At 39.0% G+C, this 20,350-nt stretch carries 18 protein-coding genes; 8 read left to right on the top strand and 10 right to left on the bottom strand.

Features of this window, described 5'->3' with window-relative positions; genetic code table 11:
* Positions 1 to 16: 16 nt before the first annotated feature.
* The 5 genes from arsC to BLS33_RS08895 all read right to left on the bottom strand — a co-directional run bounded on the left by arsC (position 17) and on the right by BLS33_RS08895 (position 4,921).
* Positions 17 to 358 (bottom strand): arsenate reductase (glutaredoxin), encoded by a 342-nt coding sequence (arsC, locus tag BLS33_RS08915; protein ID WP_089887621.1) that lies wholly within the window; start codon positions 356 to 358, stop codon positions 17 to 19.
* A 76-nt stretch (positions 359 to 434) separates the two neighbouring features.
* Positions 435 to 1,533 (bottom strand): peptide chain release factor 2 gene (gene prfB / locus BLS33_RS08910; RefSeq protein WP_245731365.1). Its coding sequence is split into 2 segments (ribosomal slippage): positions 435 to 1,469 and positions 1,471 to 1,533, totalling 1,098 coding nucleotides; the frame shifts between segments, so codons are not numbered across the junction.
* Positions 1,534 to 1,609: 76 nt separating this feature from the next.
* Entirely contained in the window at positions 1,610 to 2,461 is an 852-nt protein-coding gene (locus BLS33_RS08905; RefSeq protein WP_089887615.1) for a transglutaminase-like domain-containing protein, read from the bottom strand.
* 42 nt (positions 2,462 to 2,503) lie between these two features.
* On the bottom strand, positions 2,504 to 3,451 hold the full coding sequence (locus BLS33_RS08900; RefSeq protein WP_089887612.1) for an alpha-E domain-containing protein: 948 nt from the start codon (positions 3,449 to 3,451) through the stop codon (positions 2,504 to 2,506).
* A gap of 6 nt (positions 3,452 to 3,457) precedes the next feature.
* Positions 3,458 to 4,921, bottom strand: coding sequence for a circularly permuted type 2 ATP-grasp protein (locus BLS33_RS08895; protein ID WP_089887609.1), 1,464 nt, complete (start codon positions 4,919 to 4,921; stop codon positions 3,458 to 3,460).
* Between the two features lie 228 nt (positions 4,922 to 5,149).
* On the opposite strand from BLS33_RS08895, the gene BLS33_RS08890 reads away from it, so the two are divergent.
* Positions 5,150 to 6,172 carry a threonine aldolase family protein gene (locus BLS33_RS08890; RefSeq protein ID WP_089887607.1) on the top strand — a complete coding sequence of 341 codons (1,023 nt, stop codon included), beginning with the start codon at positions 5,150 to 5,152 and terminating at the stop codon, positions 6,170 to 6,172.
* On the opposite strand, the gene BLS33_RS08885 is transcribed toward BLS33_RS08890, so the two are convergent.
* From BLS33_RS08885 to BLS33_RS08875, 3 genes are all read right to left on the bottom strand, one after another.
* Positions 6,167 to 6,490, bottom strand: coding sequence for a YegP family protein (locus tag BLS33_RS08885; protein ID WP_089887604.1), 324 nt, complete (start codon positions 6,488 to 6,490; stop codon positions 6,167 to 6,169). The genes BLS33_RS08890 and BLS33_RS08885 overlap by 6 nt on opposite strands.
* A 160-nt stretch (positions 6,491 to 6,650) precedes the next feature.
* On the bottom strand, positions 6,651 to 7,112 hold the full coding sequence (locus BLS33_RS08880; RefSeq protein ID WP_089887601.1) for a thioredoxin family protein: 462 nt from the start codon (positions 7,110 to 7,112) through the stop codon (positions 6,651 to 6,653).
* Between the two features lie 38 nt (positions 7,113 to 7,150).
* On the bottom strand, positions 7,151 to 7,477 hold the full coding sequence (locus BLS33_RS08875) for a YbaB/EbfC family nucleoid-associated protein (protein ID WP_089888163.1): 327 nt from the start codon (positions 7,475 to 7,477) through the stop codon (positions 7,151 to 7,153).
* Between the two features lie 144 nt (positions 7,478 to 7,621).
* On the opposite strand from BLS33_RS08875, the gene BLS33_RS08870 reads away from it, so the two are divergent.
* The 3 genes from BLS33_RS08870 (at position 7,622) to BLS33_RS08860 (ending at position 12,187) form a co-directional block, all read left to right on the top strand.
* Positions 7,622 to 9,676: a S9 family peptidase gene (locus BLS33_RS08870; RefSeq protein WP_089887599.1), complete on the top strand. Its 2,055-nt coding sequence runs from the start codon at positions 7,622 to 7,624 to the stop codon at positions 9,674 to 9,676.
* Positions 9,677 to 9,754: 78 nt separating this feature from the next.
* Positions 9,755 to 10,795, top strand: a complete 1,041-nt coding sequence (locus BLS33_RS08865; RefSeq protein WP_089887596.1) for a cysteate synthase — start codon at positions 9,755 to 9,757, stop codon at positions 10,793 to 10,795.
* A 132-nt stretch (positions 10,796 to 10,927) separates the two neighbouring features.
* Entirely contained in the window at positions 10,928 to 12,187 is a 1,260-nt protein-coding gene (locus BLS33_RS08860; protein WP_089887594.1) for a cysteate-C-fatty acyltransferase, read from the top strand.
* A 102-nt stretch (positions 12,188 to 12,289) separates the two neighbouring features.
* Here the strand turns inward: BLS33_RS08860 and BLS33_RS08855 are convergent, their stop codons facing one another.
* Entirely contained in the window at positions 12,290 to 13,411 is a 1,122-nt protein-coding gene (locus BLS33_RS08855; RefSeq protein ID WP_089887592.1) for a GTP cyclohydrolase, read from the bottom strand.
* A 90-nt stretch (positions 13,412 to 13,501) separates the two neighbouring features.
* A complete protein-coding gene (locus BLS33_RS08850) occupies positions 13,502 to 14,551 on the bottom strand; it encodes a transporter (protein WP_245731344.1) in 1,050 nt (349 codons plus the stop codon).
* Positions 14,552 to 14,814: 263 nt separating this feature from the next.
* Here BLS33_RS08850 and BLS33_RS08845 point away from each other — a divergent pair, with 263 nt between their 5' ends.
* From BLS33_RS08845 to BLS33_RS08830, 4 genes are read left to right on the top strand one after another with little or no spacing between them, the layout of a single operon-like run.
* Positions 14,815 to 15,078, top strand: coding sequence for a DUF4834 family protein (locus tag BLS33_RS08845; protein ID WP_089887588.1), 264 nt, complete (start codon positions 14,815 to 14,817; stop codon positions 15,076 to 15,078).
* Between the two features lie 33 nt (positions 15,079 to 15,111).
* Positions 15,112 to 17,553, top strand: a complete 2,442-nt coding sequence (locus tag BLS33_RS08840) for a YfhO family protein (protein WP_089887585.1) — start codon at positions 15,112 to 15,114, stop codon at positions 17,551 to 17,553.
* Positions 17,553 to 18,824 carry a glycosyltransferase family 4 protein gene (locus BLS33_RS08835; RefSeq protein ID WP_089887582.1) on the top strand — a complete coding sequence of 424 codons (1,272 nt, stop codon included), beginning with the start codon at positions 17,553 to 17,555 and terminating at the stop codon, positions 18,822 to 18,824. Before BLS33_RS08840 ends, BLS33_RS08835 begins: the two co-directional genes overlap by 1 nt.
* 6 nt (positions 18,825 to 18,830) lie before the next feature.
* Positions 18,831 to 20,285 carry an oligosaccharide flippase family protein gene (locus BLS33_RS08830; RefSeq protein ID WP_089887579.1) on the top strand — a complete coding sequence of 485 codons (1,455 nt, stop codon included), beginning with the start codon at positions 18,831 to 18,833 and terminating at the stop codon, positions 20,283 to 20,285.
* The last annotated feature ends 65 nt before the right edge of the window (positions 20,286 to 20,350 follow it).

Here is a 20,350-nt window from a genome sequence, read left to right as displayed (position 1 = left end):
TTTTGAGATCGATTAATTAGATGATTTTGTTGATATTTTCAACAGGTCTCCCGATAACGGCTTTGTTGCCGTTGATTACAATTGGTCGTTCGATTAGTTTTGGGTATTGGACCAAGGCATTCAATATTTCCTCATCTGATAATGACTTTCCGCGGAATTTTTCTTTCCAAATAGCTTCATTTTTTCGTACCAAAGCTTCCGGTGCGATACCAAGATAACCAATGATTTTTTGAAGTTCTTCTTTGGAAGGCGATTCCTCTAAATATTTGATTACTTCAAAATCCTTACCCGTATTCTCCAACAGATCCAGACCTTGTCTTGATTTACTACATCTCGGATTATGGTAAAATTTTATCATTATTTTCTGTTTTTCACGTTTTGAAGGTGCTGCAAACTATATGTTTTCTAACATTTTACCCCTGAAAGAATTAAACTTATTCCTCCTCCTTTTGTCCCATCATCATCAAATAGGCTTTTAGAAACTGATCTAGATCTCCGTCCATGACGGCATCGACGTTACCCGTTTCTTGCGCCGTACGCACATCTTTGACCAATTTGTACGGATGCATAACGTAGTTTCGTATCTGTGATCCCCATTCGATTTTCATTTTAGAAGATTCTATCTCTTCCCGGGCCTCCATCTTTTTGCGCAATTCAATTTCATATAGTTGTGATTTGAGCATTTTTAAAGCAGTAGCACGATTCTCATGCTGACTTCTAGAGTCTGAACATGAAATCTGTATACCAGAGGGTTTATGTACGAGTTGAACCTTGGTTTCTACCTTGTTCACGTTCTGTCCGCCGGCACCACTCGAACGGGCGGTCGTTATTTCGATATCAGCGGGGTTCACATCAATTTCTATGCTATCATCTACCAAAGGATATACGTAAACCGAAGCGAACGAAGTATGCCGTTTGGCATTACTGTCAAATGGGGAAATTCGAACGAGGCGGTGTACGCCATTCTCGCCTTTAAGCCATCCGAAGGCAAATGCGCCATCAATTTCAAGGGTTACGGTTTTTATGCCAGCAACATCACCGCCTTGATAATTAAGTTCTTTTACTTTATAGCCGTTCTTTTCACTCCACATCATATACATGCGCATGAGCATAGCTGCCCAATCACAACTTTCGGTACCACCGGCACCGGCCGTTATCTGAAGCACTGCAGTCAGTTCATCACCTTCTTCTGAAAGCATGTTCTTAAATTCAAGCTTTTCAATAAGGTTCAATGCTGCTTCGTATTGTTTTGTTACTTCGGCTTCGGAAATTTCTCCTTCTTGCTGAAATTCTAGCAATACTTCAAGGTCTGTTACAGAATTCTTGGCCGCGTTAAAATCATCCACCCATTGCTTTTTCGATTGGATGAACTTCATTTGTTCCTGAGCTTCTTGTGGGTTGTACCAGAAATCGGGTGACAAGGTTTTCTCTTCCTCGTTCTCTATTTCAATTAATTTGGCATCAATGTCAAAGATACCTCCTTAACGCACCAAGGCGATCAAATAGACCTTTATATAGGTCCGTAGTAATTATCATACTCTTAAATTTTGCTCAAAAATAGCTTTCTTTTTTTGTATTTGAAGTGTTCCGAGCAAATGTTTTATCAGCCTTATTGCTGACTGGAAACTTGTATGGAGTGAATGGTTTTGTTTTCGCCGGTAGTATGCAAGACGCCCTTTAGTGGAGAGCAGTCATTATAGTCATTGCCATGTGCTACTTTGATATGGTTAGAGTTGGCAAGTATGCCATTTGTAGGGTCGAAACCTACCCAGCCGACCATTGGTATATAAGCCTCGGCCCAAGCATGCATTTGTGAATCTCCGAAAAAGCCATTTCCCTGATGAAGATAACCTGATACATATCTGCAAGGAATACCGTTTTGTCGTGCCAATGCACAGAATAGGTGTGTGAAGTCTTGGCAGACACCTTCTTTATGGGTAATGATTTTTATGAGCGGCGTGCTTATGTCGGTGGTACCCACTTTGAAATGAATTTGTTCAAAAATCCAAAGGTTTAGCCCTTGTAGGTTTTCAAAAATTGATTGTTTTAAATCAAATTGAAATAAACCCTCGCTAGTCGAAGGAATGGAGGTCAAAGGAGTGCTACGTAGAAATTGTTCAAAATCGACCCTAAAATCTATAGTTTTGGTCTTTTCATATCCTTCTTCGATATTGGCCGTAATTTCGAAATCGAACGGGTTTACTTCTCTTTTTATTAATTTAAAGGAAGCTTCAAACGCGACGGTTTTGAATTTTTCTTTGGTATGTATCCGTATGGTTCTAAAACCGAACCCATTGATGGAATACTCAATTGGAGCATCGAGTGAGTTGGTGAAGTCGACACCCACAAATTCTTGGGTCTTATTTTCTTCAGGAATAATCAAGAATTGCCAATGAGCTCCGTTCACCCATGTTTCATACTTGTTTTCTGCCTTGTAGACAATCGAATACTCTAGATTCATGTTTGTTGTAAAGAAATGCTAAGGTACGGCATATCACGAACTTTAATAATTAAAAAATTCTTTTTCCATCTTTTGGCTAATCTTGGTCAGATTATTTAAAATATTTTCAATGAAGGATTGTATGTCTTCTTCGATTTCTTCTATGTATTTGTATTGAAATTCTGCTCTTACCTTACCCACCAAAAAGGCTGTTGAATTCTTATTATAGGCTTTGCTCGGGTCTAATACCCTTATGTGGTTATGCACCTGATTAAGGCTGTTCATTATAGATCTTGGGCAATTCGGATTGAGTATTAAAAACTCCAAGGTAGAAATGCTGGTCGGCGTTTTTTTGTAAAAGCGTCTCATCATGTCATATGATTCGGTACATTTCAGTAGAGTGGTCCATTCAAAACTATTACTAAATTTGTCTCCATAACTGCCCTGTGCTAGCAGTGCGTCATTGTATTTCGTATTGATGATACGTATTATCTGAGTGGCGCGTTCAATATTTATTCCCATCATAATGATGGCATAAACAGAGTCGTGCAATAGGGTGCCGCGAATTTTTCCACGTAGAATGGCAGTCATTTCGGTGACGTTCACCGTAAAATCATAGAGACCATTTTTAACGAATTTATCAACAGGGTAGTTGACCACGAAATGATAGAATTTATTGATAGACTCATATAATTCGGTAGAAATAAGATCTCGGGCGCTATTTGCATTTTCCCTGGCATTTCTTATACTATTGATTACGGAATATGGAAATTCGGAATCCAATCCTATTTTATAAAGTGTATTTTGTTCATTCAATTGTTCTGAGTCCTCATTTACGTGTTCGCCTACCATGAACATCATCGAGCGCAGTACAAACTGTCTCGAATGAGACAGTTCATGCGGTGCATCCAATGAAGAAAAATAATTTACGTTCATAAAACGTGCAATATGTTCAGTGCGTTCAATGTAACGCCCCATCCAGAAAAGATTGTTTGCAACTCTAGCCAGCATATGTCTTTATTTTTTTAATACCCAAGTGTCCTTTGAGCCACCACCCTGTGATGAATTAACGATTAGGTTCCCTTTTTGCAAAGCCACTCTTGTTAGTCCTCCTTTTAATACGAATTCTTTGTCCTTACCCAAAATCGTGAATGTTCTTAAATCAACGTGACGCTGTTCAAAAGATTCACTATCCTCAATATAGGTGGGGTGAACTGAGAGTGACATAATGGGTTGTGCCACATATTTTCGAGGATTTTCCTTCACTTGTATTTTTACTACCTCTATTTCTTTTTTTGTCAATCTGTTGCCGATTGAAATTCCATAGCCACCTGCTTCATCTACAGGTTTGATGACCAGTTTATCGATATTTTCGAGAACGTAATTCAATTCATCAGGTCTACTGCAATGGTATGTCAGTACATTGTTTAATATAGGTTCCTCATCGAGATAATACTTAATGATTTCCGGCATATATGTATATACGGCTTTATCATCGGCTACTCCCGTTCCTGGAGCATTGGCAAGCGTAACATTACCTTTTTTATAGGCTGCGAACAGGCCTGGGACTCCCAATGTTGAATCAGCACGGAATTCAAGAGGGTCGAGAAACTGATCATCTATCCTTCTGTAGATTACATCAACTTTTTCTGGGCCGTGAATCGTTTTCATGTATACAAAATCTTTTTCAACAAAAAGATCGCGTCCTTCTACAAGTTCTACCCCCATGGTTTTGGCTAGATAGGAATGCTCAAAAAAAGCAGAATTGTACATACCGGGGGTGATGACCACACAGTTCGGGATATCGACTCCCTTGGGCTTGGTGCTTTCTAATAAGTCTAAAAGGTTTTCGGCATAATTGGTAACGGAATATGCTTGATAATGATTAAATACACCAAACAATGCTCTTTTTAACGCTGTTCTGTTCGAAATGACATAACTAACCCCCGAAGGACAGCGTATATTATCTTCGAGCACGTAATAAGCACCATCGTTGTGTTTAATAATATCGGTTCCGGAAATATGGTTGTAAATTCCGCCTGGTGGATCTACATCGATCATCTGGTGTAGGTAATTGGCCGAAGAACTAATGAGCTCCATCGGAATTATTCCTTGTCGTATAATTTTTTTTTCATGATAAATATCCCAAAGAAATAGATTCAAGGCCTTGCTGCGCTGAATCGCCCCGCGCTCAATAATGTCCCATTCCTCGGGGTGGATTATTCTTGGAAAAAGGTCAAAAGGAAAAATTTTCTCCTGTGTCTTCTTTTCATTGTAAACTTGAAAGGTGATGCCTTGATTAAAAAATGACGCCTTGGCCTTCGAATTTAAGTTTACATAATCTTCAATGGAGTGTTTTCCATAAAGATCAAAAAGTGTTTCATACGTTTTTTGTACGTTTCCATTTTCATCAAAAATCTCATCATACAAAGATGGGTTTCTTTCGTAAGAAGAAAAGATTGTGGTATCATCGTGTTTCATCTTTATTTCTTTTCACAAAAGATACTGGTTTTTGGTGACTTTTGCACTGAATATTCTTTAATAAAATACCTTGTTTTCGGGGTTTAACGTAAAAATAAAAGCTCGATATTATCGATTACGATGTTTCATTCTTAAGACATGATTGATGTGATATTTCGTAGGTTTTATCTAATTTAGGCGATTAACAAGTTGTGTTAAATAGAAGTTTAGGACTAAAAAAATCTACAATTGAAAATAAACGTGATCAGCGATACGGTGACCCGCCCGTCACAACCCATGTTAGAGGCCATGATGATGGCGAAAGTTGGTGACGATGTCTTTAAGGAAGACCCATCAGTAAACACTTTGGAAGAGAAAATGGCTGCCTTATTCAATAAGGAGGCGGCGCTCTTCTTTCCTTCCGGAACGATGGCTAACCAAACGGCGATTAAATTGCATACCCAACCAGGGGAACAGTTGGTCTGCGATAAATACGCACATGTCTACAATTATGAGGGTGGGGGTGTAAGTTTTAATAGTGGTGTTTCTTGCAAATTGGTCGATGGGTACCGTGGAATGATGACATCCGAGCAAGTAGAGGCCGCTATCAACCCTCCCGATTTTTATCATAGCCCACTGACTTCTTTGGTCTGTATTGAAAATACCACCAATAAAGGAGGAGGGGCTTGTTGGGACCGGCAAACGCTAACTCAAATCAAAGCGGTTTGTTCAAAGTATAAACTGGCCTATCATTTAGATGGCGCCCGGTTATGGAATGCGTTGGTCGCAAAAAATGAATCTCCAGAGCAGTATGGGGCTTTATTCGACACCATAAGTGTCTGTTTAAGTAAGGGATTGGGTTGCCCTGTAGGTTCTGTCTTGGTGGGGTCTAAAATGATGATGGAGAAAGCGCTAAGAATACGAAAAGTATTGGGAGGAGGGATGCGTCAAGCAGGGTATTTGGCTGCAGCCGGAATTTATGCTTTGGACAATAATATTCATCGACTTACCGAAGATCATCGGCGCGCATCAGAAATAGGAGCTGTGTTAAAGGAGTTGGTCTTTGTTAAAAAAGTGGAACCTATTGAAACCAATATTGTTATTTTCGAAATTGATGAGGCGGTTATGAGCGTCGATAAATTTCTTCAGAAATTAAATGAAAAGGATATTCATATTATTGGAATGGGAGAAGGGAAACTCAGAATGGTCACACATTTAGATTATACCGAAACCATGCATGATGCACTTTTGTCATTTTTAAAAGGATTATAATTCTTTTAAGGTGTCAATTGTGGCAATGCGGTTTTTTAGGTTTTTAATGCCGTTCTCCATTCCCGCTTCTGAGGAATACAATTGACTTTGCCCGATTAATTCGCCCTTAGTGTTCTTTAGGTTGAATAGAAATTTACCTTCATGGTTGGTTTTCCGTTCGAAGACGTTTTGAGCAGAAGTAATTTTAGGCAATTCTCGGGCGCTATTCTTTGCCTTATTTTCATCAATAAACAGTATACTATTAAGCAATACATGGCCGCTTTCCGATGTTATCCGAAACCTGTATCCGCTATTATTTTCTTTTGTTAGTTCTATCATTTGCGAAAAGCTTTTTCTAAAGATATTGTTTATTGATTTCTTAATCAATAGTCAGGCCTCTTTTTATAATATCAGGTAAATCGACCTGATTTTTGTGAAAGAAGCTTAAAAAAAGGGTTTCTCTATTAAGACAAACCCCGTACGTTCCCTTTTTTGAATATCAACTTTTTTTCCGGTACTTGTCAAGTAGCGCCAGATGTTTGCTTATCTCCCCGTTCATACTATAACCAGAGTGCTCATCCAATTCATCTCCTTGTGAATCTAGAATTTTAAAAAGAGGAAATATCCCCCTTTTATTGAGTTTGGGTAATAATTCTTTGTTATGTTGTAATTGCTCGGGGGTAAGCAGCTTTTTGTTTCTAGGCAGGTCAATATATAAAAGGATATAATCGGAGGCCATAGTTTTAAAATCCGAGGTGCTGAACAAATCTTTCTTTAACATCTTACAGGGATGACACCAATCACTTCCGGTAAAATAGACCAATACATTTTTATTCTCCTTTTTTGCCGCCTCCATTGCCTTATCGTAATTGGTGCCCCAATCAGTGCCCGCAACCGAAGATAAATCGGCTTGGGCCATTATGGCAAATGGTAATAGAATTAAAAACAGAGTAAATTTCATTTTTTAATTTTTTTGATAACCGCAACAATCGCGCCGATTTATTTAAATAATGAATCCATCCCTGGAATATTTGGCATGCCTTCCTTGGCGACTGCTGCAAGCTCTGTTTCATTTACCTGTGTGGCTTTTTGTATGGCTTTGTTCAACGTCAGTATCAAAAAGTCTTCCAGTTGATCTTTATCTTGTAGAAGGCTATCGTCAATCTCAATTTGTTTGATTTCCCTATTTGCAGTAATGGTAACCTTCACCAATTGGTCGGCGGAACTTTCCTCCAACGTTACGGTGTCCATTCTCTTTTTTGTTTCCGCTACCTTTTGTTGGGTTTCTTTGAGTTTCCCCATCATTCCCATCATATCTCCGAACATATTCTTGATTTTAAAATTGTGCTCTTCAAAATTACTAAATTGTAGTGATAAATCCATTTCTGAAATGCACTTTGGCAAAAGGCAGTAATCTTTCTTTTTAATATTACTTTTGCTGATTCTTGCCAAAATCGAAATAGCGATACTATGAAAGTAATACCTCCAATTGCGAAAAAGAAACCAAAGAAGTTGATTGTACACGATGACGAACGTGTCGACGATTATTATTGGCTGAATGAAAGGGAAGATAAGGAAGTGTTGGCTTACTTGGAGTCGGAGAAGGCCTATTATGAAGAACTGACCGCTGCCACAAAAAACTTTGAAAAGGAGCTCTTCTCGGAAATGAAATCGCGGATAAAGGAAGATGACTCATCCGTCCCCTATAAGCACAACGGGTATTGGTACGTTTCTCGTTACGAAACGGGCAAGGAATATCCTATTTATAGTAGACACAAAGGTACTATGGATGCTCCTGAGGAAATACTTTTCAATGGTAACGAAATGGCCGAAGGACATGAATATTTTAGTATCGGTGGCATTGCCATCAGTCCTGATAATAAATTGGCTGCCTTTGGAGTCGATACCGTATCGCGAAGGCAATACACCATTCAATTTAAAAATCTCGAAACAGGTGAAATCTATGGCGACAAAATAGAAGACACTACCGGTGGCGCGGTTTGGGCAAAAGACAATAAAACCTTGTTTTACGTCAAAAATGATACGGTAACGCTACGTTCCGACAAAATCAAAAAACATAAATTGGGTACTGCCGAAAGTTTTGACGAAGTCGTTTTTCATGAAAAAGATGATACTTTCGGTACCTATGTGTACAAGACCAAGTCAAAAAAATACATAATAATCGGTTCCTACAGCACATTGACATCTGAATATCAGATACTCGAATCAGATAATCCTGATGGCGAATTTAAAATGTTTTCAAAAAGAAAACGTGGCTTGGAATATTCCATTTCCCATTTCGACGATTCATTTTATGTGCTGACCAATAAGGATAAGGCCACCAATTTCAAATTGATGAAAGTCGGCGAAGATACTACGGCTTCTAAGTATTGGGAAGAGTTCATTCCGCATCGAGAAGATGTGCTTTTGGAAGACATTGATATTTTTAAAGAATATTATGTGATTTCAGAGCGTGAGAACGGATTGAATCAAATTAAGATCAACCGTTGGGACGATACCGAAAGCTATTACCTTCCTTTCGAAAGTGAAACCTATACCGCGCATGTAGGACGTAATCCCGATTTTGATACAGATACATTGCGGTATGCCTACAATTCAATGACTACTCCAAGTTCGGTAATCGACTTTAATATGCGAACCCAAACAAAGGAGGTTAAAAAGGAGCAAGAGGTGCTCGGGGGCAAGTTCAAAAAAGAAAATTATATTTCTGAAAGAATTTGGGCTACAGCTAGTGATGGGGTTAAGGTTCCCATATCGATAGTATATCATAAAGACACGGCCTTAAATGTTAATACCCCTGTACTGCAATACGCGTATGGTTCGTACGGGGCAACTATAGACCCTTATTTTTCTTCCGTTCGCTTGAGTCTTCTAGACCGTGGTTTTGTTTATGCCTTAACACATATAAGGGGAGGACAGTATTTGGGTAGAAAATGGTACGAAGATGGAAAACTTTTGAAGAAGAAGAACACCTTTACTGATTTCATTGATTGTTCAAAATTTTTAATCAAAAAAAAATATACGAGTCCGGCTCATCTGTATGCCATGGGTGGCTCTGCAGGTGGGTTGCTCATGGGAGCGGTGGTGAATATGGCGCCTGAGCTATATAATGGTATTATCGCTGCAGTACCTTTTGTTGACGTGGTGACCACCATGTTAGATGACTCTATACCTCTGACAACGGGTGAATATGATGAATGGGGCGACCCCAATGATAAAAAGTACTATGAATATATGAAATCGTACTCGCCCTATGATAACGTAAAGCCCCAAAAATATCCGAATATGTTGGTTACTTCTGGCTTGCACGATTCTCAGGTACAGTATTTTGAACCGGCTAAATGGGTTGCTAAATTGCGAGAGCTAAAAACAGATACAAATTTATTGCTGTTCGATATCAACATGGATGCGGGTCATGGCGGTGCTTCCGGGCGTTTTGAGGCCCTAAAGGAGGTGGCTAAGGAATATGCCTTTTTGTTGAATTTGGAGGAAAAAATCGAGTAATAAAAAAAAAAGATTAATTTTGTACCTGAATTTGGTCTAGTTCTCAGCTAGGCAGTTTTCAAAACCTAGACAGCTTTTATGGAACATAAGATCAATGCTTATAACAATATCCTAGAACTCATAGGCAATACTCCCCTCGTCAAACTAAACAGAATAGCTTCGAAATTAACGGGAAACTTCTATGCCAAGGTTGAGGCATTTAACCCCGGACATTCTTCGAAAGATCGTGTGGCATCCTATATAATTGAGGAAGCTGAGCGTAAGGGCATTTTGGTAGAGGGCAGTACTATAATCGAAACAACTTCTGGCAATACGGGTTTTAGTATTGCAATGGTTAGTATTATTAAGGGCTACGATTGTATTTTGGCCGTAAGTTCAAAATCATCAAAAGACAAAATAGATATGCTTCGTACAATGGGGGCAAAGGTTTATGTTTGTCCGGCCCACGTGAGCGCCGATGACCCACGTTCGTACTATCAGGTTGCTAAAAGGCTTCATGAGGAAACCAAAGGATCGATCTATATCAATCAGTATTTCAATGAATTGAATATTGATGCACACTATAGGTCTACAGGTCCTGAAATATGGGAGCAGACCAATGGGAACATTACACACCTTGTAGCCTGCAGTGGAACAGGTGGTACAATTTCAGGTACTGCACGTTTTTTAAAGGAGAAAAATCCGAATGTTCGGGTTATCGGGGTCGATGCATTTGGTTCGGTCTTAAAAAAATATCACGAAACTGGAGAGTTCGATTCTAAGGAAATATACCCCTACCGAATAGAAGGGTTGGGTAAAAATTTAATCCCTGGTGCGACAGATTTCGATGTTATCGACGAGTTTATCAAGGTTACTGATGAAGAGAGTGCCCATACGGCAAGAGAGATTGCCAAAGAAGAAGGAATGTTCGTTGGATATACCAGTGGAGCGGTCATGCAAGCTATCAAGCAATTGAACGAGCTAGGTGAATTCAACAAAAACAGTAATGTTGTGGTTATTTTTCCGGATCACGGATCGCGTTATATGAGTAAGATATATAGCGATGCCTGGATGGAAGACCAAGGATTCTTTGATAGCAATAGAGTTGAGGAAACCCAACAGGTACAATTTGTAAAATAAGTATTTGAAGATATCCTATTTAGTAAGAAAGCAATGCTGAAAAGAGTCATTGCTTTTTTTGTACGTTACAAATAATATTATGAATGCTTGTCAAAAATCTATATTTTTGCAGCACGAAGCAACCCAAGTTACATGAGAGACTTATTTGATAGAATAATAGAAAACAAAGGCCCTTTAGGAAAATGGGCGTCACAGGCAGAAGGTTATTTTGTTTTTCCTAAGTTGGAAGGCGAAATTTCCAATCGAATGAAATTTCAAGGAAAGGAAGTTATTACTTGGAGTATCAACGATTATTTGGGCTTGGCAAATCTGCCCGAGGTCAAAGCCGTAGACGCTGCTGCTGCCGCAGAATATGGTTCTGCTTACCCTATGGGGGCAAGAATGATGAGCGGTCATACCGATTTTCATGAACAATTAGAGCAAGAATTGGCTGCTTTTGTTAATAAGGAATCCGCGTATTTATTGAATTTCGGCTATCAAGGGATGGTTTCTGCCATTGACGCCTTGGTATCAAAAGATGATATTATTGTTTATGATGTAGATTCACATGCCTGTATTATTGATGGGGTACGTTTGCACATGGGCAAACGATTTACTTTTAAGCACAATGATGTTGAAAGTTTAGAAAAGAATCTAGAGAGAGCTACAAAACTTGCAGAACATACTGGGGGAGGCATTCTAGTGATTACTGAAGGTGTTTTTGGAATGCGTGGCGAACAGGGCAGGCTAAAAGAAATAATAGCACTTAAGAAAAGGTTCAATTTCCGGCTATTGGTCGATGATGCCCACGGTTTTGGAACCTTAGGAAAAACAGGTGCTGGAGCAGGAGAGGAGCAAGGCGTGCAAGATGATATTGATGTTTACTTCGCAACCTTCGCTAAATCTATGGCTGGTATCGGAGCATTCTTGGCTGCCGATAAAGAAATTATTGATTATTTAAAATACAATTTACGTTCTCAGATGTTTGCCAAGTCCCTTCCCATGATTTATGTGAAAGGTGCTCTGAAACGTCTCGATATGTTGCGTACCCAACCTGAACTTAAAGCAAAACTTTGGGAGAATGTAAACGCACTTCAAAACGGACTTAAAAACAAGGGTTTCAATATTGGTAGTACCAACACTTGTGTAACGCCAGTCTATCTTAATGGAAGTATCCCTGAGGCTATGGCTTTGGTGAAAGACCTGCGTGAGAATCACGGAATTTTCTGTTCTATCGTAGTCTATCCGGTTATACCGAAAGGATTGATTTTGTTGCGAATGATACCAACAGCAACGCACACTCTTGATGATATCGAAAAGACTTTGGTAGCTTTTTCATCGATTCGAGAACGCTTGGAGAATGGTACTTACAAAAAGTTATCGGCCGCTGTTGCTGCCGCCATGGGCGAATAACAAAAATTCAAATATTTTTCAAAAAAAGGGGAAGTCAAGTTATTAGTTAAGTGCTTTACTTTCCCATTACGCTTAATCGCATAGACGAATAGCACATAATCGCTATAGTAAGTCTTTACGGAAAGTAGCCCTGCGCTTATAAACCACTGGGTTAAAATGTTTCCACATTTGTCGAATGGCAATGTTTTCTTCAAGTTCGGGGGTTCGAATACAGTTTACGATTCCCTTTTCGCTAAAAGTCTTGTAGTATTCATTGAAAATGACCGCTGTAACCCCTTTGTTTTGATATTCAGGATGTATTCCTATCAGATAAAAAATAACATCTTTGCTGCGCTTTTTAGCCTTTAATAAATGAAAAATTCCAAATGGGAACAGTTTTCCGTTCGCCTTTTGTAAAGCCTTCGAAAAAGAAGGCATAACAATCGCAAAGGCGATTAGATTATCTTCCTTATCCACGATAAATTTAATATACTCGGGATTGATAAAGCTAATATATTTCTTTTTGAAATAGGCTTTCTGAACTTCAGTAATGGGAACAAATGATGAAAGTTTCGAATAAGTCTCATTGAAGAGGTCGAACATCTTATCGGCCATGGGAAGAACCTCTTCGGTTCTTGTGAAATTTATTTCCCGAAGTCCGTAGCGCTTTTTTACAATTGCTTGCAATTTTGTAAATAAGGCCGGATCTGCACTACTGGCTAGAAATTTGTTTTCAAGATATCCTTTTTCTTTAGTCAGACCGGCATGCTCGTAATGTTTTACATAGTAAGCATGATTATACCAAGTAATCATGGTGCCGATATGATCAAAACCTTCAGTAAGAACGCCTACTTTGTCTAAATTGGAAAAGCCAACTGGCCCTTCCATAAATTTTAATTGATGCTCTTTTCCGATTTCTGCCACTTTATCGAATAAGGTCTGGGAAACCTCGAGGTCGTCGATAAAATCAAACCAACCAAAACGTACTTTCGGAATTTTTTGTTGATTGACTTCTAGATCATTAATAATTACGACCACGCGGCCGACCAGCCTATTGTCTTTGAAAGCCATGTAAAACCAAGCCCGGGCATTTTTAAATGCCGGATTTTTGCTTTTGTCAAAGGTTTCCAATTCATCTTTGATGATAGGAGGAACCCAATAGGGAGAGCCTTTGTAAAGCGAAAAAGGGAATTTTACGAATTGTTTGAAATCAGCCTTGGTGACTGCTTCTTTGAGGGTGACCATACCATACGATTTGTAAGGCCAATATTAGGAATATTAATCAGTATTTAAAATTGTTATAAGCAAAATTATTAATGCCTTTTGGATGAGCTATTAAAAATCGATAGTGCCGTTATCTTTTTTCTTTTTCTCTTTTTTCTTTAATTCGCGTAGCTGCTTTTTTGATGGCCCTAACTCAATATCCTCGGCACCCGAACCTTTTTTGACCTTTTCCTTCTTTTTCATGGCGTTTTTTTGAATGGGTCCGCCATTTTCGCCGGCATTTTGATCTTCAATGGCTTTAGGTGCATCTTGATGAAAATCGAAACGATATGAGGCACCCATGCTTATGAAAACCCGTGAGGGCGTATTTTTGAAACTTGCACCCATATTTACATCAACTTGAAGTTCTTCGTTTAGCAAATGGGCAATACCTCCGCGTAACAATACGTCGGAATATCTATCACTATCGATGCCTTGATGCTCTACAAAAGCACTCCACTTCGGATTTCTAAAGGCGTGTGATAAAGAAATCATATAACTTAGCTCGGGGAAATCCGTTCCTATCCTGTCGTAGGCGATATTAGAAATCAATACAAACCGGGGTGTAAGTTTACTCTGAGTAGCGACCATTCCGCGATATGAAACGGTCGGGTCTCCGACGTAATACGGGTTGTCTCCTAGATTAAAGGTAGCCCCGCCATAAAGTGCAACGGAGGGTATCAAGTTCTTAAACTTAAAACCGTAATTCGCTTTCCAACTATACAAATTGGGTTTGCTTCGCTCGGGATCTTTGTAACGGTCATATATCAAATATTTGAGTCCTAATCTGTTTCTAGAAAAATCTGTGTAAGTGGCCTCGGTGGCCGTATTCATAAAATCGATATTTTGATTCTGATATGTACCCTCGTAATTGATTTCTAATTGTTCTAATAAAAGACCGTATCTCAAAGAGATATCTCCACCCCAAATGTTCGATTGGGTATTTAATAATACATGGTCCTGTTGTTCAAAAAAAGCACCGGCTTCCAGTTGCAGAACGTTCTTGCCGACGGCATAAGCTCCTACGGATAAACCTGGACGATTGGAATTTATAACATCGGTATATTGTGAAAAACCAAGACTGGGGATAACCAGACAGATGGCATAAAGAATGTTTTTCATTTTAGAATCACTTAGGAAAAAGTTCATGAGTGGTTATAAGATTTAGTGATATTTATGCGCACCTTCCTATTCATTTTGTTTTACTAACCTGTACAAGCTTCGGGGCAAAAAATAGAATGCTGAAATCTGATTTGCACGTGAGTCGTACTTAGTAAAACATTACTTAACAATTTTAAAAAATGCGTTTTAATATTATTTTAGGACTTTTGCCCTGATAATACAACGTGAGAATTGTATTTTTGATATATATAATTCAAAATAATATGGCTTTTTTAAAGACGATATTAATTATCTTATTGGTATATTACCTCTTCAAGACGGTAGCAAAATGGTTTGGACCAAAATTGTTCAGTTATGCCGCTAAAAAGACAGAAGCCCATTTTAATGAAAAATTTGGCCAATTTGCGAATCAAAATAAAACTGAAGAGGAACAAATAGGAGACGTAATCATTGATAAAAAATCTGCTCAGAAAAGCAATTCCTCAAAAAAAGTTGGTGAATACATCGATTTTGAAGAAGTAGATTAAGTATTTTAGCACTTCCAACCACCAAAATTATTCATGAAAATAGGTCTTAAAGTATTTTTTGCCCATTTTTTTGTTGCTGTCTTTTTTGTAATTGCCGCCTTGGCATATTTCCATCCCGTACTTCAGGGTAAAGTAATTGAACAGTCAGATATACGACAGTTTACGGGAATGGCCAAAGAGCAGAATGATTTCAGAAAGAAAACAGGGGAAGAACCCTACTGGACCAATAGTGCCTTTGGCGGGATGCCCACTTATCAATTGGGAGCTTACTACCCGCACGACTATGTGAAAAAATTGGATCGCTTGATTCGCTTTCTTCCACGCCCTGCAGATTATTTATTTCTCTATTTTATTGGGTTTTATATTTTGCTATGCTGTTTGAAAGTTGATTATCGGTTGGCGGCAATAGGGGCGCTGGCTTTTGGTTTTTCTACCTATATGATTATTATTTTAGGTGTAGGCCATAATGCGAAAGCCCATGCCATAGCCTACTTGCCCATGCTATTGGGTGGAATAATATTAGCCTTTCGAGGAAAATATTTATGGGGATTTGTTTTGACGGCTATTGCAATGGCCCTAGAGGTAGGTGCCAATCATTATCAAATGACCTATTACTGTATGTTGTTGATTTTGATAATGGGCGTAGTTTATTTAATAGATGCCATCAAAAATAAAGAACTAAAACATTTCTCAATAGCGGTCGTCGTTCTTCTCGGTGCCGTTATCTTGGGGGTAGGAGCCAATGCCACCGGGCTCATGGCTACGAAAGAATACGCTGATTGGAGCACGCGGGGAAAATCGGAGCTAACTATCGATCCAGAAGGTAACATCAAAGAAAATTCCGGTGGATTGGATAAGGAGTACATTACGCAATACAGTTATGGTATCGCCGAATCGTTGAATATTTTTGTGCCGAGGTTATTCGGAGGTGGCAATTATGAAAATCTGGGAGAAAACTCCAAAACCTATAGTTTTCTTATAGATCAAGGAGTTTCCGTGCGGCAGGCACTTCAATTTTCAAGTCAACTTCCTTTGTATTGGGGTGCACAGCCCGGGGTTGCTGCGCCCGCTTATGTAGGTGCTATTATTCTCTTTCTTTTCCTACTTGGTCTGCTCTTGGTGAAAAATAAGGCCAAGTGGTGGCTTTTGGGTGGTTTTATCATGTCGCTGGTACTTTCATGGGGCAAGAATTTCGGAATATTGACCGATTTTATGATCGATTACTTTCCGCTTTACGATAAATTTCGAGCCGTTTCTTCCATTCAAGTGATTTTAGAACTTTGTGCTCCGGTACTGGCTATATTGGCATTGCGGGAATTGTTCAATTCCGAAGTGGAAAAGAATGACAAAATCAATGCACTCAAATATTCGTTATTTGGTGCACTCGGATTGGGAGCTTTGTTATTAATTTTTAAGGGACAATTCGACTTTGTTGGAGCAAGCGACCCAATTTACAAAAGGAATTTTGGCGATGAAGTGGTTTCATTGATACAATTGGATAGAAAGGCTGTGTATAACAGTGACCTTTTTCGATCCTTGATTTATGTACTTCTGACTACATTGGTCATTTGGTTCTATCTCAAGGGGAAACTAAAGGAAACCTTTGCGATTATAGCGTTGGGTATACTGATAGTTTTTGATTTGGTAGGAGTAGATCGGCGCTACGTTAACGAAGAAGATTTTGTTGCGAAACGAAAAATGACGCAACCCTTTCCTGAAACGGCTATGGACCAACAAATTCTAAAAGATGATGGTGTTTATAGGGTTTTTGATCCATCGGAAGGTGTAAATGGCGCCCGCACCTCATACTATCATAAATCTATTGGTGGTTATCATGCTGCCAAACCTGCTGGTCTTCAAGATCTATTTGATTTTTATATTTATCAAGGAAACGTGGGGATTTTGAATATGCTCAACGTAAAGTATGTTATACAACAAGACGAAGAAGGTAATAGTTACCCTGCAATAAACCCCGATGCCAATGGTAATGCATGGTTTGTTCAAAAACTGATACCGGTAACCAGTGCCGATGAGGAAATAAAGGCCTTGGGAAGTTTAGACACTAAAAAGGAGGCGGTCTTTAATACGCGTAATTTCTCAAATATTAGGGCTTTTGATTTTAAGGTCGATTCCACTGCCTCGATTATTCTTCAGCATTATGAGCCGAATCACCTGACTTATGAATCTAGCAACCCTAATACGGGAGTTGCCGTGTTTTCAGAAATGTATTATGCCCATGGATGGAATGTTTATATCGATGGTCAGATTACAGACCATTTCAAGGTTGATTATGTACTTCGAGCACTTAAAGTTCCAGAAGGAAAACACACGATCGAGTTTAAATTCGAACCTGAAATTGTGGCTAAAGGTAGCAAGATAGCTCTGGCGAGTTCCCTTATATTGGGGCTGATTATACTTGGTGGTATCGGATTTACATTGTGGCGTTCCCGTAGGGAAGAAAAAACGGATTCTTAATGAAAAAGGTGCTGATCATCACCTACTATTGGCCGCCTGCGGGTGGACCCGGGGTACAGCGATGGTTGAAATTTGTAAAGTACCTTCCTGAATTTGATGTCGAACCCATCGTATATATTCCTGAAAATCCACATTACCCTATTCAAGATACATCCTTGATGGCCGAAATTCCACAGGGGGTTCCAATATATAAATATAAGATTTTTGAGCCATATCGTCTTGCGGGACTATTATCTTCCAAAAAAACGAAACGCATCAGCTCAGGAATCATTAAAACCAAGGATCCCTCGGTACTCGAAAAGGCTATGCTTTGGATTCGCGGCAATTTTTTTATTCCCGACGCCCGTAAATTTTGGGTGGGCCCTTCGGTAAAGTTTTTGTCGGAATTGATTGTAAAGGAACAGATTGAAACCATTATTACCACAGGGCCACCACATAGTGTCCATCTGATTGGTCAGCAATTGAAAGAAAAACATAATGTGAAATGGGTGACTGATTTTCGTGACCCATGGACATCCATTGGGTACCATAAAAAATTGCGGTTGTCCGCAGTTTCTCAGAAAAAGCACAAGAAATTGGAACGCTCGGTATTGAATGCAGCCGACCAACTTATAGTGACTAGCGAGACCACCAAAAAAGAATTCGAACAAATCACGAACAAACCCATAGCCGTAATTACAAATGGCTATGATACCGGGTTTAAAGGGAAGGTAGATATCGATAAAAGTTTTACCATTGCACACGTAGGCTCTCTGCTTACGGGGAGAAACCCTGAAAATCTATGGAGGGCACTTTCACAACTCGCCTCTGAAAATGCAGTTTTCAGGAATGAACTACAACTGGATTTTTTAGGAGTAGTGAGCCAAGATGTTATGGAGAGTCTAAATCGCTATGAATTAATGCCTTATGTGAAATTGAAAGGATATGTTTCACATGCTCAGGCCGTTCGCAGACAGCAGGGTGCCCAAGTGCTACTTTTGGTTGAAATTGATTCTGAGGAGACAGCGGGAATCATTCCAGGAAAAATTTTCGAGTATATGGCCGCCAAACGCCCTATTTTGGCTATAGGCCCAAAGAACTGGGAGGTTCGTAATCTGATTAATGAAACCCAAACGGGAGAGGTGTTTGATTATAAATCGACAACCCAATTAAAAAATGTACTTTTAGATTGGTTCAAAGCATATAAGAAAGGAGCGTTAACTGTTAACTCGAAGAATATCGAAAAATACAGTAGAAAGGAGCTCACCCGCAAATTGGCCCAAAATCTTTAGGCTTTTATGGGAATCGTTTTAAAACAATCGCTTAAAAATACATTGGTAACATACCTTGGTTTTGGTATCGGGGCCGTTAACGTGTTGTTTTTATATACGAATTTTTTGACCGATGAATATTATGGATTGGTCAATGTGATTTTATCTGCCGCTACCGTTATGATGCCACTTTTAGCATTTGGAGTCCCCAATACCCTTGTCAAATATTACAGTAGTTTTCAAGACGGGAGAACTTCCGATGGCTTTCTAACCATGATGCTTTTATTACCCCTTGCCTTGATACTGCCAATAGCGATCATTGCTTATTTGGCCAACGACGCTATTGGTAATTTTTTAGCACGCGAAAATACACTGGTTAAAGAGTATGTTTGGTATATTTTTCTGATCGGAATGGCCATGGCGTATTTTGAAGTGTTTTATGCATGGGCAAGAATACGAATGAAATCCGTTTTCGGAAATTTCATGAAGGAAGTTTTCTCTAGGGTAGGGGTAACGTTGCTTTTGGTTCTGGTCTATTTTGATGTTATTTCCGTCCTATTTTTTCTAAAAGCCCTGGTCGCACTCTATTTTTTGCGAACGGTTATCATGAAGTTATACGCCTATTCCTTAAGATGGCCTAAGTTGGTCTTTAAATTTCCGCCGAACAGTAGTGAGATTATCGTGTACAGCGCTTTGATTATCTTAGGTGGATCTGCGGCTGTTGTACTTTTAGAAATTGATAAGGTAATGATCAACCAATTCATTGAAATTGAAAATGTGGCCTATTATAGCGTGGCGGGGTTTATTGCTACGGTGATTGCTGTGCCCTCACGTGCGATGCATCAGATAACATACCCCTTGACTGCGGAACTGCTGAATAGCAAAGATGCAGTTGGGCTTAAAAAGCTATATCAAAAAAGCTCGTTGACGTTATTTATCGTATCAGGACTTTTATTCTTGTTGATATTACTGAACCTGAACGATTTATATGATATGCTTCCTGTGGCGTATCGTAACGGTTTTATGATTGTACTTTGGATAGGGCTTGCCAAACTCTATGATGCGGTTCTAGGAAATAACAATTCCATTTTATACAATTCAGAATACTATCGTGCGGTTTTAATTATGGGAGTGCTATTGGCCATTATGACGATTCTTTTCAATTTATGGCTTATCCCAAAATACGGACTTAATGGAGCGGCCATAGCCAGTTTTTCCGCTTTTTTTATCTATAACACGGCAAAATTGGTCTTTGTGAAATTTAAATTTAACATGCTACCCTTTACTTCGGAAACTTATAAGGTCATAGCATTAATGATTTTAGTAGGAGGCTCCTTTTATTTTATACACTTTTCTTTCCATCCAATAGTAAATATAGCGCTAAAGAGTATCTTGATGATTGCCATTTATATTGGTGTTTTATACCGATTTAAAATCTCGGAAGATGTTTTTGGAATACTTTCCAAGTTTTTAAGAAAATAAAGGAGTTTTAATCTTTGATGTTAAACAGTTTGGCAATTTATTGACAACGGCTACGTCTATAAACT

This window comes from Kriegella aquimaris, assembly GCF_900103215.1.
In the GTDB taxonomy this organism is placed as follows: Bacteria; Bacteroidota; Bacteroidia; order Flavobacteriales; family Flavobacteriaceae; genus Kriegella; species Kriegella aquimaris.
Note: the sequence above shows the minus strand (reverse complement) of the source record. Positions and strands in the feature narration are given on the sequence as shown.

Bases quoted from the DNA above. Each gene is read 5' to 3' on its own strand.
- arsC (WP_089887621.1), bottom strand. From the start codon at position 358: ATGATAAAATTTTACCATAATCCGAGATGTAGTAAATCAAGACAAGGT.
- BLS33_RS08905 (WP_089887615.1), bottom strand. From the start codon at position 2,461: ATGAATCTAGAGTATTCGATTGTCTACAAGGCAGAAAACAAGTATGAA.
- BLS33_RS08900 (WP_089887612.1), bottom strand. From the start codon at position 3,451: ATGCTGGCTAGAGTTGCAAACAATCTTTTCTGGATGGGGCGTTACATT.
- BLS33_RS08895 (WP_089887609.1), bottom strand. From the start codon at position 4,921: ATGAAACACGATGATACCACAATCTTTTCTTCTTACGAAAGAAACCCA.
- BLS33_RS08885 (WP_089887604.1), bottom strand. From the start codon at position 6,490: ATGATAGAACTAACAAAAGAAAATAATAGCGGATACAGGTTTCGGATA.
- BLS33_RS08880 (WP_089887601.1), bottom strand. From the start codon at position 7,112: ATGAAATTTACTCTGTTTTTAATTCTATTACCATTTGCCATAATGGCC.
- BLS33_RS08875 (WP_089888163.1), bottom strand. From the start codon at position 7,477: ATGTTCGGAGATATGATGGGAATGATGGGGAAACTCAAAGAAACCCAA.
- BLS33_RS08870 (WP_089887599.1), top strand. From the start codon at position 7,622: ATGAAAGTAATACCTCCAATTGCGAAAAAGAAACCAAAGAAGTTGATT.
- BLS33_RS08865 (WP_089887596.1), top strand. From the start codon at position 9,755: ATGGAACATAAGATCAATGCTTATAACAATATCCTAGAACTCATAGGC.
- BLS33_RS08860 (WP_089887594.1), top strand. From the start codon at position 10,928: ATGAGAGACTTATTTGATAGAATAATAGAAAACAAAGGCCCTTTAGGA.
- BLS33_RS08855 (WP_089887592.1), bottom strand. From the start codon at position 13,411: ATGGTCACCCTCAAAGAAGCAGTCACCAAGGCTGATTTCAAACAATTC.
- BLS33_RS08850 (WP_245731344.1), bottom strand. From the start codon at position 14,551: ATGAAAAACATTCTTTATGCCATCTGTCTGGTTATCCCCAGTCTTGGT.
- BLS33_RS08845 (WP_089887588.1), top strand. From the start codon at position 14,815: ATGGCTTTTTTAAAGACGATATTAATTATCTTATTGGTATATTACCTC.
- BLS33_RS08840 (WP_089887585.1), top strand. From the start codon at position 15,112: ATGAAAATAGGTCTTAAAGTATTTTTTGCCCATTTTTTTGTTGCTGTC.
- BLS33_RS08835 (WP_089887582.1), top strand. From the start codon at position 17,553: ATGAAAAAGGTGCTGATCATCACCTACTATTGGCCGCCTGCGGGTGGA.
- BLS33_RS08830 (WP_089887579.1), top strand. From the start codon at position 18,831: ATGGGAATCGTTTTAAAACAATCGCTTAAAAATACATTGGTAACATAC.